Source organism: Paracoccus sp. KR1-242, from assembly GCF_049446195.1.
GTDB classification, from domain to species: Bacteria; Pseudomonadota; Alphaproteobacteria; order Rhodobacterales; family Rhodobacteraceae; genus Paracoccus; species Paracoccus broussonetiae.
This window is the reverse complement of record NZ_JBMSED010000014.1, coordinates 118,039-135,908: the sequence shown is the minus strand read 5'-3', so window position 1 is coordinate 135,908 and position 17,870 is coordinate 118,039. Positions and strand designations below refer to the sequence as shown.

Genomic DNA, 17,870 nt, shown 5'->3' with positions numbered 1-17,870 from the left:
AGCTCGCGGGCCTGGACAACCTGCTATTCCATCAGAAGATCCGCCGCCCGTTCGGCAATCATGATGGTGGCGGCGTTGGTATTGGCCGAAACCAAGCGGGGCATCACCGAACTGTCGCATACCCGCAGCCGATCGATGCCGCGCAACCGCAACTGCGGATCGACCACGGCGTCGTCACTCCCCCCCATCCGGCAGGTGCCCACCGGGTGATACGAGGTGCGCGCATGCTGGCGGGCAAATTCCTGATATTCGGACTGTGTGCGCACCTGCAGGCCGGGCAGATGAATGTCGCGCAGATAGCGGCGGAACGAAGGTTGGGACAGAATTTCCTGGCACATTCTGATCCCGTCAACGGCGCGGTCCAGGTCGTAGGGATCGGCGAATGAATTCGGATCGATACGCGGCGCGGCGCCGGGATCGGCCGAGGCCAACGTTACGCTGCCGCGCGAGCGCGGACGAAGGTGATAGGAGTTCAGCGTGCAACCATGTCCGCCGGGAACGGTGCCGATGCCCTCCTCGATTCCCGCGCCGGGCAGAAAGTGCATCTGGATGTCGGGTGTGGTCTCGTTCCGGTCGCCCCACCAATAGCCGCCCGCCTCGACGATGTTGGACGCGACAGGACCTTTGCGGAACAGCGCATATTCCAGACCGGCCGCCACCTGCCAGTGCCGCTTTTTGTACCGATCGATGCCGAAGGGGCCGCGCAGTGCTCCGATGACGTCAACGGCGGTGTGATCCTGCAGGTTCTGGCCGACCTGCGGCAGATCGCGCAGGACATCAATGCCGTGCGCCCGCAGGTGATCGGCCGGCCCGAGCCCCGACAGCATCAGCAGCTTGGGCGAGCCGATTGCACCCGCGGTCAGGATCACCTCGCGTTCGGCACGGACCAGCGTCGGCCGGCCGTTTTCAAGTATCTCGACACCGATGGCGCAGCCGTTCTGGACCATGATGCGCAGAATCGTCGTATCCGTGCGCACTTCCAGATTCGGGCGCGACGCAGCGGGATGCAGGTAGGCGGTCGCGGTACTGCTGCGGCGGCCATTCCGGGTCGTGGTCTGGTAAAAGCCGATGCCTTCCTGCCGACCGGCGTTGAAATCGGCGTTGAAGGGCAGCCCCGCATCCTGACCAGCCTGCACGAAGGCGCGGGTCAGGGGGTGTGGCGTTTGAGAACTGACCCCAAGCGGGCCGTCGCTTCCGTGACAGTCGCCACCGAAAGTGTCGTTGCCCTCGGCCTTGCGGAAATAGGGCAGGACATCGGCATAGCCCCAGCCCATGCAGCCCTCGCGGTCGCGCCAACCGTTGAAATCCTCGGGACTGCCGCGGGTATAGACCTGCGCATTGATCGAACTGCCCCCGCCCAGAACTCTTGCCTGCGGATAGACCAGTTGCCGCCCACCGATCTGGCGGCCTGCCTCGGTCCGGTAGCCCCAGATCAACCGACCGGCGGTCATCTTGAAAAAACCTACTGGCAGATGGATGTAGGGATTTCGGTCACGCGGCCCAGCTTCGATCAAAAGAACCGAGATGTCCGGATTTTTGCTGAGTCGCGCGGCCAGGACGCATCCCGCCGAGCCGCCACCGATGATGATGTAGTCGGGCATCCTTGCTCCTCCATCCTGCCAGCAAAGCCCCGGAATATCGTGGATTTCGGCCGGTCATGACCGCGGGGTTCGCGCTCACAATCTGAATTCTCTTGCCCGGCGTCAAGACAGTGAGTAGCGTTGTCACTTGAAGGGTTGTCATACAACAGTGCAATAGCAAAGTCCGATTTTGTCGATCAGTGGGAGGATCTCGAATGTCAGACCAGACGCATTCCCGGGGCATCGCGCGCCGGTCATTCCTTGCGACCGTCGCCGGAGGCGTGACGGTTGCCGCGCTGCCGCGCCGCCTGCTTGCGGCCGAGCAACCGACGCTTGTGACGTCGATCCGGTCCTTGTCCAACCCCTATCATGCGGTCTGGAAAACGGGCGCCGACGCATTTGCCGCCAGCATCGGCCTGAACCACGTCACGCTGGTTTCCGAGGGCAACAGCGAAAAGGGCATTGCCGACATCAAGGCGATGCTCGCCAAGACGGGCGGCAACATGGTCCTGAACTCTGACCCGAACGACACGCCCGATGCCCGCCCCATCGTCGAGGCCTGCGCCGCAGCCGGGGCCAGCGTGGTGACGCAATGGAACAAGCCGACCGACCTGCATCCGCGCGACTTCAATCCATTCTATGTCTCGCATATCGAGTTCGACGGCATCGCCAGCGGCAAGCAGATCGCCGAGATCCTGTTCAAGTCGATTGGTGGATCGGGGGGGATCATCGCGCTTGGTGGCCAGATATCGAACACCGCCGCGATCGAACGCAAGACCGGGCTGGAGCAGGCGTTGGCCGCGAATTCCGGGATCGAGTTGCTGGATTTCCAGGTCGCCAACTGGAAATCCGGCGAGGCCTATGACCTGACCAGCAACCTGCTGACCCGCTTCGGGGACGACGTCAAAGGCATCTGGGCCGCGAATGACGACATGGGGACCGGCGCATTGGAAGCTCTTCGGGCCGAGGGGCTGGCGGGGAAGGTGCCGGTCGTCGGAGTGGACGGGATCAAGGCTGCGGTCGACGCCGTGCGGGCGGGCGAGTTTGCCTGCACCGTGACCTCGGATCCGTTCTGGCAGGGCGGCATGGGTCTGGCGATCGGACTGGCGGCGCATCAGAAGAAGTTCGACGCCGCCGCCGAACCGCCGGACCACCGCGAGTTCTATGGTCAGGCCGTCCTGATCTCGAAGGACAATGTCGAGGAATACTACAAGACCAATGTCGAAGCTCAGCCCAAGCTTGACTGGACCGATCTGTGGGGCCGTGTCACCGGACCCATCCGCAGCGTCTGATCGCATTCGGACTTTTGGTGCGGGCTGATGCTCCGGCCCGCAGCTATCCGGGATAACGCAGGGGAGGCGTGGTTTCCGTTGACCGACAATGTCCAGAAGCTCAAATCCATGACCAAGCTCGACAACACCCGAATGCCGCGCGCGCAGGATGGCCTGTTCGGCGGCCTGAACCGCGCGCGCTTGCGCCGCTGGGCGCCTGCGCTGGTGCTGGTGCTGCTGTGTGCACTGATCACGCTCGCCAATCCGAACTTCATCGAGCCGCGCAACCTAATTCGCATTGCCAACTCCGCCGCTGTGCCGCTGACACTGGCGATGGGGCTGACATTCATCATCCTGATGGGCAGCATCGACCTGTCGGTCGAAGGGTCGCTGTCCATCGCCGCCATGGTCACAGTGCTTCTGGCCACCAACGACGCCAATGCCAATTCCTACGGCTGGCTTGCCGTCGTCGCGGCCATTGCGGCAAGTACGGCGATGGGGGCCTTTACCGGCACGATCCAGACGTTCCTGCGCATCCCGTCCTTCATGGCCACGCTGGGCATCTGGTTCATCGGGCTGGGCATCTCGGTCTATATGCTGGGCGGGTCTGCGGTGCGGCTAATGGACCCGGCGATCCGCGATCTGGCGCTGGCACGGTTTCTGGGCTTTCCGCTGTCTGTCTGGATTGCGCTGGCCGCCTTCCTGCTAGCCTGCGGGATCCAGTATTACAGCCGCCTTGGCCGTCACATCCTTGCGATCGGCGGCGGTGAAGAGGTTGCGGAACTGTCCGGCATCAACCTGCGCCGCGTTCGGATCATGGCCTTTGCCCTGGCCGGCTTCTTCTTCGGGGTGGCTGGCGTGCTGGCCGCCGCGCAGCTTGGCAGATCCGATGCAGTGATCGCAGACGGCCGTCTTTTCGCGGCCGTCACCGCTGTCGTCGTCGGCGGCACCGCCCTGACCGGGGGCGAAGGCGGGGTGGTGAACACCCTGATCGGCGTTTTGATTGTCACCATCCTTGGGAATGGCATGATCCTGTTGGGCGTGTCTCCCTATGTGCAGCAATCGGTGCAGGGGTTGCTGATCATCGCGGCGGTGGCGCTGTCGCTTGATCGCCTGCGCCTTCAGATCGTGAAGTGACCGCAATGCTGACAGCCAACAAGATCTGCAAATCCTTCGCCGGGGTGCCGGCCCTGAAGAACGTCTCGATCGAGGTCAGGCCGAACGAGGTCGTGGGCCTGATCGGCGAGAATGGCGCCGGAAAATCGACATTGATGCGGATTCTTTCCGGGACGCATCAGCCCGATGGCGGCACTTTGATGCTGGATCAGAAGCCGCTGCGGCTGCGCCATGCCGCCGACTCTGCCGCGCATGGCATCGGCATGGTCTTTCAGGAGCAATCGCTGCTGCTGAACCTGTCCGTGGCCGAGAACATCTATCTGGGGCAAGAGGACCAGTTCGTCCGCTTCGGGGTGTTGAACTGGAAGGCGATGCGCGCCGCCGCCCGCCGCCAACTCGACAAGATCGGGGTCGATATCGATGTTACCGCCCGCAGTTCCGAGCTGACCTTTGCCGCGCGCCAGATGGTCGAGCTGGCCAAGGCGCTGACCCTTGAGGAAACAGTCTCGCGCCCGCTGGTGATCCTGCTGGACGAGCCGACCTCGGTCTTGGGTGCCAGCGACATCAACGTGCTTTTCAACCGGGTCCGGGCGCTGAAATCGCGCGCGAGCTTCATCTTTGTCTCGCACCGTCTGGACGAGGTGCTGGCGATCTCGGACCGGGTCTACACGATGAAGGATGGTGAAGTCGTTGCAGAGCATCGAGCCGACAGCGTCAGCGGCCCGGAACTGCACGAAATCATGGTCGGGCGTGGCCTGCAGGCGAGTTATTACAAGGAAGACCGCCAGAAACCGCCGCAGGGAGAAGTCGTCGTCGAAGCCACGGGCATCGGTCACGCGGACCATTTCCAAGGCGTTGACCTGCAGATCCGGGCGGGCGAGATCGTCGGCATCTCGGGCGTCGTCGGCTCGGGTCGCGAGGAGGTGACCCGCGCCATCGGGGGCTTCCTGCCGCATACCGAAGGCACCTTGCGCATCCGGGGAGAGCCCGTCCACCTGCGCTCTCCGGGGGATGCGGTGCGGCGTGGCATCGGCTACGTCCCGCGCGAAAGACGGGTCGAAGGGCTGGTCATGTTCTTGTCGGTGGCCGAAAACATCACTCTTGCCGATCTGTCTGCAGTCACGCGCCGGGGTGCGATCGACTACCGACGCGAGCGACGGCTGGCGGCCGACTGGATCAAGCGGCTGAGGATCAAGGCGCCGGGTCCGGACATTGCCTGCCGCAAGCTTTCAGGTGGCAACCAGCAAAAGGTGGTGCTGGCGCGCTGGATGACGGCGGGATCGCGGATCCTGATCCTGGACCATCCGACGCGGGGCCTCGACGTCGGTGCCAAGGAGGAGGTTTACGAACTGGTGCGGCAGCTTTCCGATGAGGGGGTCGCGATCCTGCTGATCTCGGACACTCTGGAGGAGACGATCGGCCTGTCCCATCGGGTTCTGGTCATGCGCGACGGCGCGGTGACTGCGCATTTCGACGCCCCCGCGGGCAACAAGCCGGACCAGGTCGACCTGATCCGCGCCATGGTCTGAGGAGGGACGCATGGGACGCATCCAAAGCATCAGGTCGGCGCTGCCCACGGGCTGGATCAGCGCCGCAACCCCGCTTGCCCTGCTGGTGGCGCTGGTCCTTGTGATCGGCAGTATCGCGCCAGGTTTTCTGAAGGGCGACACGCTGCTGCTGTTGCTGGCGAACACTGCGGTGCTGTTCATCCTGGCCGCGGGCGTGACCGGAGTGATCCTGATCGGGGGGATCGATCTTTCGATCCAAGCCATCGCCTCGCTGTCGAGCGTCGTTCTGGCCCAGCTTCTGCCCAGTTTAGGGGTCATGGCGTTTCCCGTCGCGCTCCTGTCGGGGGTGCTCTTTGGTCTGGTCAGTGGGATTGTCCATGTCAGGCTGAAGGTGCCGTCCTTTGTCGCGACCCTTGCCACCGGGGGCGTGGTCGCGGGGATCGCCCTATGGGCAGCGGATGGCCGTTCCATTACCATCGAGGCAGACGGGCGGGCCTATACTGCCTGGATTAACGGAGACTTCGCGGGCCTGCCCACGGTGGTGTGGATCGCGGCAGTCATCGGATTCCTGCTATACTTGGCGATGCGCTACACCCCCTTTGGCCGCTACAGCCTTGCCATCGGGGCTGGTGAGCCTGCCGCAATCGCCGCGGGCATCAATGTGGATCGCAACAAGATCATCGCCTTTGTCGTCTCGGGCGCTATGGCGGCCATTGCCGGGATCATTCTTGCCGCGCGACTGTCCAGCGGTTCTCCGACGCTGGCAAACCAGCTGCTGCTGCCCGCCATCGCGGCGGTGATCGTCGGCGGCACCGCGATCACCGGCGGGCTGGGTGGGGTCGGCCGGACCGCCATCGGTGCGCTGATCATATCGATCGTGCGAATGGGAATGACCTTTGTGGGCATCAACATCTTTGCCGAGAACGTCGTCTTCGGCGCGATGCTGATCCTCGCGGTCGCCATCACCATCGACCGCAGCAAGATCGCAGTCATCAAATGAGGGACGGCAGGTCAGCCGAGGCCAGTGCGGGCCACGCAATCCAGCGCGGCCCCGGCCCAAGCGGTTCACATCGTATCGAGCCCGATCAACTCGATCTTGTAGCCGTCCGGATCTTCGATGAAGGCAATATGGGTGGTGCCATGCAGCATCGGTCCCGGCGGTCGGGGGATCTTTGCGCCCTGCTGGGCCAGCGCATCGCAGACCGCGTAGATGTCGGCGACCCCCAACGCGAGATGCCCGAACCCGGAGCCGATCTCGTAAGGCTCCTCGCGGCCCCAGTTATGGGTCAGCTCGACCACGGTGTCCGACTCCTCCGGGCCATAACCGACGAAGGCGTTGGTAAACTTGCCGTCGGGATAGTCGTCACGGCGCAAAAGCGTCATGCCGAGAAGTCCGGTATAGAATGCGATGGATTTGTCCAGATCCAAGACCCGGATCATTGTGTGCATCATGCGGAATTGGCCGGATGCCTCGTTCATGGCGGTCGTTCCCCTGTAAGGTAAGGTTATGGCTGAAGAAATTCTGCACGAGGGATCGTGCTCAAGCTGTTTATCATCGGCACGCGCTGCCGGTGTTGTATGATAACCCTGCAAAATACTTGCTTGTCCAGATATTTCCCCATTAATCCGGAGCACGCCAGATGAACGCCTTTAACTCGCTTCAGCACAGCGTCGCCGCAACGCTTGCAAGTGCGGTTCCTGCATCGATCCTGCTGACCGATCCCGACGCGCTGATCCGCTACAGCAACGACGTTTCCGGCATCCGGCATGGTCGGCCGCTGCTGGTCGCCCGGCCACGCTCGACCGAAGAACTGAGCAACCTGATGGCCTGCTGTCACCGCCACGGTATCCCAGCGGTGCCGCAGGGTGGGCTGACGGGACTGGTCGGTGGTGCCGTTGCAAGCCGTCCCGAAGGCGAGATTGTCGTCTCACTCGAACGGATGGACCGCATTCGCTCTGTCAATGTGATCGACTACGCCATGGTGGTCGAGGCGGGCTGCGTTCTGGAAAGCGCCAAGGCGGCGGCCGATGCAGCGGGGTGCCTGCTGCCGATCGCGCTGGGATCACAGGGTTCATGCCGCATCGGCGGCAACGTCGCGACCAATGCCGGGGGGTTCAACGTTCTGCGCTATGGCATGACCCGTGACCTGGTCCTGGGGCTGGAGGTGGTGCTGGCCGATGGCCGGGTCTGGAATGGCCTGCGCACCTTGCGCAAGGATAACCGGGGCTATGATCTGAAGCAGCTTTTCATCGGCAGCGAAGGCACGCTGGGCATCGTGACGGCAGTAGCTTTCAAGCTGTTTCCGCGGCCTGAACAGGTCGAGACTGCGTTTCTGGCCGTCGAGTCCATCGAAGCGGCGATGCAGCTATATGCGCGCGCGCGCCGACAGTGCAGCGATCTTCTGTCGGCATTCGAGTTGATCCTGCGGCCGGGGCTGGAGGTCGCGCTGAGAAGCCGCGCCGATCTGCGCGATCCGCTGCAGGAAGCCCATCCGGTCTATATCCTTGCCGAGGTATCGGCGACGGGCCGGATCGATCTCCGCGGCCTGATGGAAGGATTTCTATTCGATTCCGGGGATATCCTGCGTGACGGGGTCATCGCGTCCAACCGTGCACAGGCCGACCGGCTGTGGCTGCTGCGCGAAGTGATGGTCGACCGGCAGGGCAGGGGCGGGCCATACTTGCGCAGCGATGTGTCGGTTCCAATCTCTCGCATCGCCGGCTTCGTCTCGGACGCGCTGGCGGCGCTGGCGCGAAGCCACCCGGACGCTACGCCGATTACCTATGGCCATGTCGGTGACGGCAACCTGCACCTGAACGTCATCCCGCCCGAAGGGATGGCGCCCGAGGCGATCCCGGCGATGATTCATGAGGCCGAGGAAGTGCTGTTCGATATCCTCGACCGTCACGGCGGCTCGATCAGCGCCGAGCATGGCATCGGGTTGGTCAAGCAGGCCGCATATCTGCATCGCGTCGATGCGACGACGCTGGACTTGTCACGTCGGATCAAGGATGCGTTTGACCCATGCCACCTTTTGAGCGAAGGACGGATCTTCAACGGGCACGCAAAGTAGGGGCCGGATGTCGCTGAAGCTCGATAAGGTCAGCCGGGGGCCGCACCTGTCCACGCTGGTCGCCAGTTCCATCTCGCGCGAGATCGCGCAGGGACGGCTGACCCCGGGCGACCAACTGCCAACCGAACAGCAACTGGCCCAAACATTTGGGGTCAGCCGCAATATCGTGCGCGAGGCGATCGCCAGGTTGCGATCTGAGGGACTGGTCTGGTCGCAACAGGGCCGGGGCGCCTTCGTCGCCACGAAATCTGATGCCCCCGCGCTCAAGCTGGATCTTGGTCCGGCACAGGACACCACCGCTTTCGCATCGCTGTTCGAATTGCGGGGCTTGCTTGAGGTCGAGGCCGCAGCGCTCGCGGCAGGACGCCGTGGCGCCGCGGATCTTGACGCGATGTCGCGCGCGCTGGTCGAGATGGGGCAGGCTGCCTATGGCAGCCGCGCCTGGCTGGCGGCCGATCTGGCCTTTCACCAGGCCATCGCCAGCGCCACGCGGAACGACTACATCATGCAATGCCTCGCCGCAGTTTCAGAACGGGTGCGCGACAGCATCCTGGCTTCGGGACATCACCGCGCGTCCGACGAGCTTGCCGAAGCGACGCTGGGTGAGCATCAGGACATTCTGTCGGCGATCGGGGCCGAAGACCATCAGGCCGCGCGTCAGGCAATGGCACGCCATCTGAAGAATGCCGCCGGGCGCGTTGGTCTGGACGCCCCGGACAATGAGGGAGGCAGCGATGGCGGATAGACCTCTTTTCAAGGCAATCGCGCAAACTCCCAATCTGCGCAGTGAACTCGTGGACACCCTCTCGGCCCAGATCGAAGCCGGTGATCTGCAGCCCGGTCAGCGCCTGCCGACGGAACAGGCCATCATGGAGGCGACCGGCGTCAGCCGTACCATCGTGCGCGAAGCACTTGCGACATTGCGGGCCAAGGGCATGATCACCACCCGGCAGGGCCTTGGGGCGTTCGTGTCGAGCGATCCGGTATCTCGCGCATTCTCGATCACGTCAAGCGACCTGGAATCCATCGACGACGTGCTGCATGTGATCGAACTGCGCATCGGGATCGAGACCGAGGCCGCGGGGTTGGCCGCCCTGCGCCACACGGACGAGGATCTTGCCCGCATGGAAGGGCGCCTTGACGCGATGGATGACGCAATCCGGGCGAACCGCTACGGCGCCGAGGAAGATTACGCATTTCATCGCTCTATCTTGCTGGCGTCCGGCAATCCCTATTACGCGCGGCTGTTCGATACGTTCGGCTCGGTGATGGTGCCGCGGCAGTGGACACGGCTGGCGCATATGACAGACTCGGAACGCAAGCGACACAACGCCCGCATCGGTCGCGAGCACCGTGCCATCCTGGCGGCAATCCGCGAGGGCAATGAACGTGCTGCCAGGCGACTGCTGCGAGACCACCTGACCACCAGCGCCCGCCGCTTCGCCCTGCTGCGGGACGGGCACTAGAGGCGAACTCTCACGGCGATAGCCTGAGATGGGTAAGACCGAATGTCTTCCGCAAACGCGGCTCCGAGGGATCGGTCTGTATCCTGATCGCGGGGGACAGCTATCGTTTCCTCGATCTCCCCGCTCATCAGATTGGGCTTCGTGTCCACCCTCGATAGTGGATTTATGGTGATTGCGTGGCGCGCCGTACGAAGCAGATTCGGACGGAGATGAGTAGTGATCGATCTGTTTCCAAGCGACTGCGCCCGGCGTTCTGGTCGCTCAGGTGGTTTGTTCATCACTACAAGTCTCATGTCGAAGCCCTCATGCCACGTGGTCAACGCCAGCGTCAGCGGTGAGGGAGGAGGCGCCAAATCAACTTTGCCAGTTCGCGACAATTCAATCTGGTGCGCACAAACGGAATCGAAATAATGTAGATTATGTAGCTGATATATTCCTTTTGCCCGGTCGACCAGCGCCGGGCCATTGTGTCCCGTCCAGCCGGGGACTAATGCGGTGCGCATACCGGTCGCAGCCTACCCGGTCATCAAAACAAGGGTTCAGGACATGAATGCGGGCGTAGGTCTGCCCAGACGGAGCCGATTCCGCGCTGCAGTTGCGGAGCCGCGCGTCGGCCCTATTCCGGTCCCGGACCAAGGAGACGGCGATGACAGAAAACATCTACGGCAATCTGACGCAACTTGGCGGCAATACTGAATTGCCTGCCAGCCCCGACCAGGCGGTCCTTGAGCGGGTGCGGAATCCGCAGGCCGACGTGGACTACAATGTCCGCTTCACCGCGCCAGAATTCACCTCGCTTTGTCCGATGACGGGACAGCCCGACTTCGCGCATCTCGTCATCGATTATGTGCCGGGAGATTGGCTGGTCGAGTCGAAATCCCTGAAGCTCTTCCTGGGATCGTTCCGCAATCATGGAGCCTTTCACGAGGATTGCACCATCAGCATCGCGCGGCGATTGGTCGAGTTCCTGGAACCACGCTGGTTGCGGATCGGCGGATATTGGTACCCGCGAGGGGGTATCCCGATCGACGTCTTCTGGCAGACCGGCGCAGTGCCAGCGGATGTGTGGATTCCGGATCAGGGCGTACCCCCCTATCGCGGCAGGGGCTGAACCTTGCTTCGCGCGATTCCGGGATCTTTGGGATCACGGCGCTTGAGTTTCGATCGACATCGCCTCGTGCACACGCGCAGGCGGATTAAGTTCGCCTGGCGCCCTTCACTTGAAGCTGGAAACGTCCGCCTGCCTCTGCGATGATGGCGCGTCAACCTGGCTGCACTACGGGACGATCGGTCCTCCCGACCGCCCCGGATCGTCAGGTTCAAGAGCCAGCTTACCATCAGCCGGAATAGGGCACGGGCCACGGACAAGCGCATCGCACCATCAGGACAGCACCGCTTGGAAGGCGTGAGCCGCGGGCCACAACCGGCACGGAATCCGGATGTGACCACAAAAGGGTGGTGGAATTGGAAGCCTATGATTTCATCGTTGTCGGCGCGGGATCTTCCGGTTGTGTCCTGGCCAATCGCCTTTCCGAAAGCGGCAGATATGCGGTCCTGTTGATCGAAGGTGGGGGGCGAAACGCCCATCCCTTCGTCCGCATGCCGCGGGGCTATGCCAAGATCGTTGGCAAACCCCCGTTCTATCGCTTTTTTCCGGTGCGACCGCAGTTGGGGCGTCCGGCAGAAAAATGGTACTATGGCAATGGGCTGGGCGGATCCAGCGCGGTAAACGGTACTTGGTATCTGCGCGGATTGCCCCGTGACTATGACGGGTGGGAAGATCGCGGCAATCCAGGTTGGGGGTGGAAGGACATGCTGCGCGTGTTCCAGTCGCTAGAGGATTATCGCGGTGGCAATGCGCATCCCTCCCGCGGCCGATCTGGGCCGCTTCAGATCACGATGAACCCTTATCGCTCGCGCGTGATCGACGCCGTGATGAAGGCCGGGGTCGAGGCCGGATTGCCAATCCTCGACGACATCACCACGCCAGAGACCGAGGGTCTGGGATATTCGCAATCGACCATCGACCGCGCAGGGCGTAGGGCCTCGGCCTATTCCGCCTTCGTCAGGCCGGTGCGGCGTCGTCCGAACCTGACGGTGGTCACCGACGCCGAGGTCAAGCGGATCACGTTCGAGGGGACGGTCGCCACCGGGATCGTCTGCGATCGGCACGGACGAGAGGTGGCGTATTCGGCCCGGCGTGAGGTGGTCCTGTCGGCGGGCGTCTTTTCCTCGCCCAAGATCCTGCAACTGTCGGGCGTGGGGCCGAAAGGGCTCCTGGAACGATTGGCTATTCCGCTTGTTTTCCCGCTGGAGAATGTCGGGAAGAACCTTTGCGACCATTCGATGTTCACGATGACCTATCGCCTGCTCGGGCATCCGGGGATGAACCGAGAATTCACGCAATGGCGCCTGCTGTGGCACATCATCCGCTATTACCTGGGCCTGCGCGGTTACATGGCCTATCTGGGGCCGCCGGTGACGGTGCTGAAGGCCAGCGCGGGCAATCTCGGCTGGCCGGATATCCAGTTCGGCGTCGCGCCCTGCTCGACTCGCCAGAGCCGGGACGGGTCGGCGACGACCATCGAGGTGGAATCAGAGCCGGGGATCATGTTCAGCGGCTTCTACAACCGGCCGCGCAGCCGGGGTGAGATCAACATCACCAGTGCCGACCACCGCGACAATCCCGAGGTCGATGCCCGCTGGTGGAGCGATCCCGCCGATCGCGACATGGCCGTCAGGATGGTCAGGTTTGTTCGCAGCCTTGTCTCAATGCCTTCTTTGAAAGATCTGATTGGCAATGAGACCCTGCCCGGCGCCGCGGCGGGCACGGATGACGAGATTGTCGAGGAACTGAAATGGATGATGACTCCGGGTCTGCACGGCACTGGCAGTTGCAGCATGGGGCCGGACCCTGCAAGTTCCGTGGTGGATAGCCGCCTGCGGGTCCATGGCCTGTCGAAGCTGCGCGTGGCCGACTGTTCGATCATGCCGACACCTGTTTCCGGCAATTCGAACGGGGCGGCCATGGCGGTTGGCGCCCGCGCGGCCGAATTCATTCTTGAGGATGCAGAGGCTTCGGCGATCGCACAGCGCGCGATGGCGGCGGGTTAGCACCCGGTCAGGCAATTGCAGGCACTCCGTGCGGTGCAATCGCGGCCCGCAAGGTCAGGGGCAAGTGTCTCGGCCACCAGGACCCGGTTGCTGCAACAGCGCTTAGGGCGGGACCTCGTGCGATCAGCGCCGGGCTGGATGGATGTCAGGATTCGTTTCCGTGCCAAGTAATTTGCTTTGCAGCAAAATTACGCAACGACAGTTGGCGGGGCGCTGTCCTATCCCGCAATCCTCATCATAACTCCGGGCCTTGGGCTATCCCGCCGGGTGTCGTGAAGGCGCCCGCATCCGTGTTCTGCGGATTGAGTGGAGTGGCCGAATTGGGAACCACGAGGTGTTCTGATGGGAACCGGAAACGGGTCGATGCCTGATCTGCCGCATGACGCGGCGCTGTCCAATTGTGGCGTGCAGGCCGGCGCGACTGGCCAGCGCATGGATTGGATTGCGCCGGACCGGCAGTCGCAGGATGCCTATGACTGCGACTATCTGATCGTCGGGTCCGGTTTCGGTGGATCGGTTTCGGCCTGTCGCCTGACCGAAAAGGGCTATGACGTGGCCGTGCTGGAACAGGGGCGGCGCTGGACGCCGGACAACCTTCCCTCGACCAACTGGAAATTCTGGGACTATCTCTGGCGACCGGGCCTGAGGCTGAAGGGCTTCCTGAACCTTGCCCTGTTCAAGCATGTGCTGATCCTGCACGGCAACGCGGTCGGTGGTGGTTCGATCACCTATGCCCAGACGCTGCTGGTGCCGCCCGACACGGTCTGGAAGGACGGCGATTGGGCGGGGCTGGATGACTGGGACAAGGTGATGCCCCGGCATTATGCGACCGCGAAGCACATGCTTGGCGTCACCCGCAACAAGCGTCCGGATGCGGCGGACTGGAAGCTGCGCGAGATGGCCGAAAAGGCTGGCGGGGCCGAGACCTTTTACCTGACCGATGTCGGTGTCTTTTTCGGCGATGCCGATGACGCGACCGGGGGCAAGGAATATCCCGACCCCTATTTCGGCGGCGAAGGTCCGGCGCGCAAATCCTGCAATGGCTGCGGCGGCTGCATGGTCGGTTGCCGTCATGACGCCAAGAACACGCTGGACAAGAACTATCTTTATCTTGCCGAAAAGCGGGGTGCCAAGGTCCATGCCGAAACGCGTGTCGTCGACATCCGCCCGATTGGTGGCGCGGCCGACGGCGCGGCTGGGTATGACGTGATCTCGGAGCCGACATGGGGCGGCGGTCCCCAGCGGACATGGCGGGCGCGCAACGTGATCATCGCCGCCTCGTCCCTTGGCAGCCAGTCATTGCTGTTCAGCCTGAAGGAAAAAGGTTCGCTGCCGAAGCTTCCCGACAGCCTGGGCAAGCGGGTTCGGACCAATGCCGAGTCCCTGCTGGGCATCCGCTATCCCGGCAGCAAGGAAGACCTGTCCACGGGCGTCGCCATCGGATCGGGCATCTATATCGACGACCACACCCATATCGAGGCCGTGCGCTATCCGGCGGGATCGAACCTGATGAGCAGCCTGTTTACGGTCCTGACCGGCGGTCGCCCCGGCGCGACGCGGCCGCTGTCATGGCTGTCTGCGATGGGCAAGCTGCTGGTCACGCGCCCGATGGCGGCGTTGCGCAGCATCCTGCCCTATCGCTTCTCGAACGAGACGGTGCTGTTTCTGGTCATGCAAACGCTGGACGGGCATCTGGACATGAAATGGAAGCGCCCGTGGTACTGGCCTTTCCGCAGCAAGCTGACCTCGCATGGCGATCCGATCCCGACCTTCATTCCGCAGGCCAATGCCTTCACCGCAAGGGCGGCCGAGGCGACTGGCGGGGTCGGCCTCAGTTCGATGAGCGAGATCCTGTTCAACGTGCCGATGACCGCGCATTGCATGGGCGGATGCGGCATGGCGGCTACGCCAGATCGCGGGGTGATCGACCACCAGAACCGGGTCTTCAACTATCGCAATCTCTATGTGATCGACGGCTCGATGCTGTCGGCGAACCTGGGTGTGAATCCCAGCCTGACGATCACGGCCCTTGCCGAGCGGGCGATGACCTTCATCCCGCCCCGCGGCGAGATGGCGGATGCGTCTTCCCAAGACACGCGCGACCCCGGCGCATAACGCCGTGCTCGCCGATGTGCTAGAATTGTCGGATGGGCCCCTATGGCTGCTGGCAAGCGCATCGATCCATTCCCCGACCCGGCAGATGGCGCGGGTCAGCCCCACGATCATCCCGCGGCCCGAAATGCAGGCCGTCCTATGATAGCGACAGAAAGCGAAGAAGATGATGGATACGCAGATTGTCACCCAGCATCAGGACGGCCTTGCCGATCTGCACCGGATTTTTGACCTGCAGCACAGCGTGACCCGCGGCGGCATTGCGCCGACGCTGCAGGCGCGGAAATCGCGGCTGGAGAAGTTGCGGCAGATGCTGGTCGCCAACGAGGCCGCCTTTGTCGCCGCGATTTCCAGCGACTTCGGCAACCGCTCGGCTGACGAAACCCGGATGCTGGAAATCGGGCTGGTTCTGAATGGCATCCGCTGCGCCCGCAAGGGTCTTACCCACTGGATGCGCCCCGAAAAGCGGCATGTCGACGTGGCATTCCAGCCGGCCAAGGCCTGGGTGCGTCATGAACCGCTGGGTGTGGTCGGCATCATTTCGCCCTGGAACTATCCCCTGTTCCTGTCGCTCGGCCCGCTGGTCGATGTGATCGCGGCCGGAAACCGCGCCATGATCAAGCCGTCCGAGTTGACGCCGCGCTTTTCGGACCTGCTTGCCCGAACCATTGCCGACACATTTTCCGAGGATGAGATCCGCGTCGTGACCGGCGGGGTCGAAGTCGCGCAGGCGTTTTCGGAACTGCCTTTCGACCATCTGGTGTTCACCGGCTCGACCGGCGTCGGCCGCAAGGTCATGCTGGCCGCCGCCGCCAACCTGACCCCCGTTACGCTTGAACTGGGCGGCAAGTCCCCGGCGATCGTCTGCGACGACGTGGATGTCGCGAAGGTCGCGAAAAGCGTGGCCTTCGGCAAGTTCCTGAATGCCGGCCAGACCTGCATCGCCCCCGATTACGCGCTGGTCCCCAGCTCAAAGGTCGAGGCCTTCGGCAAGGCCGTGATAGCGGCGGTCGGCAAGTTCTATCCGACACTGTCGGGAAATGGCGATTACACCTCGATCATCAGCGACCGGCATTACAGCCGGCTGGTCGGCGCCGTGGACGAGGCACGCGCGGCCGGGGCGACGGTGCTTTCCGCCAGGGATGACGGTGTCGCGGCCGTGCGCAAGGTTGCGCCCACGGTCGTCATCGGAGCGCCGGAAAACGGGGTGCTGATGCGCGAGGAAATCTTTGGGCCGGTCCTGCCCGTGATCGGCTATGACAGTCTGGACGAGGCTCTGGCCTTCATCAACCGCCGCGATCGGCCGCTGGCGCTTTACGCCTTCAGTCATCAGCGCGAAACGCTGGAAAAGATCGTCGATGGCGCGATTTCGGGCGGGGTCACGCTGAATGGCACGCTGCTTCACGCCGCGCAGGACGGCATGGCCTTTGGCGGTGTCGGCCCCAGCGGGATCGGCGGTTATCACGGGCGCGACGGGTTCATCCGGTTCAGCCACGCGCGTTCGGTGCTGAAGATCGGCTTCATCAATGTCTTTGAGAAACTTGGCCCGCCCTGGGGCGGACTTGCGCGGACCGTGTCGAAGATCCTTGCCCGTCGCCGCTGATCACGCGGCGGGGGGCAAGGCCCTCTGGGGTGCCGGTTCCTGCAACGCGCCAACAATCCGGTCCCAGACCGGGTGGCTGCGGCCGCGTTCTTCGCCGCGATAGCTGTACAGCCTGATCTCGACCTCCAGCCGCCAGTGCGGGGCGTCCGAGCCAAGGATCAGCCGCCCCGCGTCCAGATCATCGCGAACAAGGCTTTCAGGCAGCCAGCACATGCCCCAGCCCTGCAAAGCCAGCATCCGCAGGCCGACGCTGATCGAGTTCTCGTGCACGGTCTTGCGTCGGAACGGGTGCTGCGCCATCAGCCGTTGCAGGGCGGTTCCGAAGAACGAGCTGCGGCCATAATCCAGATAGGGGATGTCGAACCTGTCCTGGAGCGACCGTTCGATCACGTTCGGCCCCGTCGGCTCAATGCGGCCATCCAGCACGGGCGCGACGACCGGCAGGACCATTTCCCGGCCAAGTGTGATCCAGTCGAACTCGTCCGGGTCAAGCAGCATCGGCACGTAAGGATGGGCATAGCTGAGGAAAAGGTCGGCCTCCCCGCTGACCAGCGCCTCAAGATTGGCCTCGATTCCGCCACGATCGGGTATGACCTTTGATGGAACGCCCGGCAGGGCGGTGCCGATCCGCCTTAGCAGATCGGGCAGAAGGGTCACGGTCAGCGTATGCAGCGCGGCAAGGTTCAGCACGCGCTGGCGTCCGCTATGGGCGGGACGCAGGGTATCGCGGGTCGCATAGAAGGTGCGGATCGCATCCTGCGCCACGGGCAGGAAGGCCTTACCCTCGGGCGTCAGTTCGGCCGGGATACTGGCGCGGTTGATCAGCGGCGTGCCCAGCCAGGATTCAAGCTGCTTGATCCGGCGGCTGAAGGCGGATTGCGTGATATGCCGGGCCTCGGCCGCGCGCGAGAAGCTGGCCGTGCTTGTCAGCATGACGAAATCCTCGAGCCATTTGAGTTCCATGTCGTTCCCTTCATGTCCGCGGGGGTCTTAGTCCCGCAGCCGGTCAGGGGCCAGCCCTATGCA

14 protein-coding genes are annotated in these 17,870 nt (G+C 63.4%); 11 read left to right on the top strand and 3 right to left on the bottom strand.

Annotated elements, in window-relative coordinates; all coding sequences use genetic code 11:
• Positions 1-23: 23 nt before the first annotated feature.
• The gene (locus ACO2Q4_RS20205) at positions 24-1,601 is read right to left on the bottom strand and encodes a GMC family oxidoreductase (protein WP_423321491.1); all 1,578 of its coding nucleotides are present in this window, start codon (positions 1,599-1,601) and stop codon (positions 24-26) included.
• A gap of 194 nt (positions 1,602-1,795) precedes the next feature.
• On the opposite strand from ACO2Q4_RS20205, the gene ACO2Q4_RS20200 reads away from it, so the two are divergent.
• From ACO2Q4_RS20200 to ACO2Q4_RS20185, 4 genes are all read left to right on the top strand, one after another.
• Positions 1,796-2,872 (top strand): sugar ABC transporter substrate-binding protein, encoded by a 1,077-nt coding sequence (locus ACO2Q4_RS20200; RefSeq protein ID WP_423321490.1) that lies wholly within the window; start codon positions 1,796-1,798, stop codon positions 2,870-2,872.
• Between the two features lie 108 nt (positions 2,873-2,980).
• Positions 2,981-3,988, top strand: coding sequence for an ABC transporter permease (locus ACO2Q4_RS20195; protein WP_423321488.1), 1,008 nt, complete (start codon positions 2,981-2,983; stop codon positions 3,986-3,988).
• 5 nt (positions 3,989-3,993) lie between these two features.
• Entirely contained in the window at positions 3,994-5,496 is a 1,503-nt protein-coding gene (locus ACO2Q4_RS20190; protein WP_423321486.1) for a sugar ABC transporter ATP-binding protein, read from the top strand.
• 10 nt (positions 5,497-5,506) lie between these two features.
• Positions 5,507-6,475 carry an ABC transporter permease gene (locus tag ACO2Q4_RS20185; RefSeq protein WP_423321485.1) on the top strand — a complete coding sequence of 323 codons (969 nt, stop codon included), beginning with the start codon at positions 5,507-5,509 and terminating at the stop codon, positions 6,473-6,475.
• A gap of 65 nt (positions 6,476-6,540) precedes the next feature.
• On the opposite strand, the gene gloA is transcribed toward ACO2Q4_RS20185, so the two are convergent.
• Positions 6,541-6,954, bottom strand: coding sequence for a lactoylglutathione lyase (gloA, locus tag ACO2Q4_RS20180; RefSeq protein WP_423321483.1), 414 nt, complete (start codon positions 6,952-6,954; stop codon positions 6,541-6,543).
• Positions 6,955-7,115: 161 nt separating this feature from the next.
• Here gloA and ACO2Q4_RS20175 point away from each other — a divergent pair, with 161 nt between their 5' ends.
• The 7 genes from ACO2Q4_RS20175 to ACO2Q4_RS20145 all read left to right on the top strand — a co-directional run bounded on the left by ACO2Q4_RS20175 (position 7,116) and on the right by ACO2Q4_RS20145 (position 16,844).
• Complete coding sequence (locus ACO2Q4_RS20175; RefSeq protein WP_423321481.1) at positions 7,116-8,549, top strand: FAD-binding oxidoreductase; 1,434 nt, start codon at positions 7,116-7,118, stop codon at positions 8,547-8,549.
• A gap of 7 nt (positions 8,550-8,556) precedes the next feature.
• On the top strand, positions 8,557-9,294 hold the full coding sequence (locus tag ACO2Q4_RS20170; RefSeq protein WP_423321479.1) for a FadR/GntR family transcriptional regulator: 738 nt from the start codon (positions 8,557-8,559) through the stop codon (positions 9,292-9,294).
• Positions 9,284-10,015: a FadR/GntR family transcriptional regulator gene (locus tag ACO2Q4_RS20165; RefSeq protein WP_311761108.1), complete on the top strand. Its 732-nt coding sequence runs from the start codon at positions 9,284-9,286 to the stop codon at positions 10,013-10,015. The genes ACO2Q4_RS20170 and ACO2Q4_RS20165 overlap by 11 nt, the downstream gene beginning before the upstream one ends.
• Positions 10,016-10,661: 646 nt before the next feature.
• Positions 10,662-11,126 (top strand): preQ(1) synthase, encoded by a 465-nt coding sequence (gene queF / locus ACO2Q4_RS20160; protein WP_311761109.1) that lies wholly within the window; start codon positions 10,662-10,664, stop codon positions 11,124-11,126.
• 353 nt (positions 11,127-11,479) lie between these two features.
• Entirely contained in the window at positions 11,480-13,129 is a 1,650-nt protein-coding gene (locus tag ACO2Q4_RS20155) for a GMC family oxidoreductase (protein WP_423321476.1), read from the top strand.
• Between the two features lie 363 nt (positions 13,130-13,492).
• Positions 13,493-15,244, top strand: a complete 1,752-nt coding sequence (locus ACO2Q4_RS20150; protein ID WP_423321474.1) for a GMC oxidoreductase — start codon at positions 13,493-13,495, stop codon at positions 15,242-15,244.
• Positions 15,245-15,410: 166 nt separating this feature from the next.
• Positions 15,411-16,844 (top strand): coniferyl aldehyde dehydrogenase, encoded by a 1,434-nt coding sequence (locus ACO2Q4_RS20145; RefSeq protein ID WP_423321472.1) that lies wholly within the window; start codon positions 15,411-15,413, stop codon positions 16,842-16,844.
• On the opposite strand, the gene ACO2Q4_RS20140 is transcribed toward ACO2Q4_RS20145, so the two are convergent.
• Entirely contained in the window at positions 16,845-17,807 is a 963-nt protein-coding gene (locus ACO2Q4_RS20140) for a LysR family transcriptional regulator (RefSeq protein WP_423321470.1), read from the bottom strand.
• Between the last annotated feature and the right edge of the window lie 63 nt (positions 17,808-17,870).

Coding starts and splice junctions, on each gene's coding strand:
- ACO2Q4_RS20190 (WP_423321486.1), top strand. CDS start 3,994: ATGCTGACAGCCAACAAGATCTGCAAATCCTTCGCCGGGGTGCCGGCC.
- queF (WP_311761109.1), top strand. CDS start 10,662: ATGACAGAAAACATCTACGGCAATCTGACGCAACTTGGCGGCAATACT.
- ACO2Q4_RS20185 (WP_423321485.1), top strand. CDS start 5,507: ATGGGACGCATCCAAAGCATCAGGTCGGCGCTGCCCACGGGCTGGATC.
- ACO2Q4_RS20170 (WP_423321479.1), top strand. CDS start 8,557: ATGTCGCTGAAGCTCGATAAGGTCAGCCGGGGGCCGCACCTGTCCACG.
- gloA (WP_423321483.1), bottom strand. CDS start 6,954: ATGAACGAGGCATCCGGCCAATTCCGCATGATGCACACAATGATCCGG.
- ACO2Q4_RS20200 (WP_423321490.1), top strand. CDS start 1,796: ATGTCAGACCAGACGCATTCCCGGGGCATCGCGCGCCGGTCATTCCTT.
- ACO2Q4_RS20145 (WP_423321472.1), top strand. CDS start 15,411: ATGGATACGCAGATTGTCACCCAGCATCAGGACGGCCTTGCCGATCTG.
- ACO2Q4_RS20150 (WP_423321474.1), top strand. CDS start 13,493: ATGCCTGATCTGCCGCATGACGCGGCGCTGTCCAATTGTGGCGTGCAG.
- ACO2Q4_RS20205 (WP_423321491.1), bottom strand. CDS start 1,601: ATGCCCGACTACATCATCATCGGTGGCGGCTCGGCGGGATGCGTCCTG.
- ACO2Q4_RS20165 (WP_311761108.1), top strand. CDS start 9,284: ATGGCGGATAGACCTCTTTTCAAGGCAATCGCGCAAACTCCCAATCTG.
- ACO2Q4_RS20175 (WP_423321481.1), top strand. CDS start 7,116: ATGAACGCCTTTAACTCGCTTCAGCACAGCGTCGCCGCAACGCTTGCA.
- ACO2Q4_RS20140 (WP_423321470.1), bottom strand. CDS start 17,807: ATGGAACTCAAATGGCTCGAGGATTTCGTCATGCTGACAAGCACGGCC.
- ACO2Q4_RS20195 (WP_423321488.1), top strand. CDS start 2,981: ATGACCAAGCTCGACAACACCCGAATGCCGCGCGCGCAGGATGGCCTG.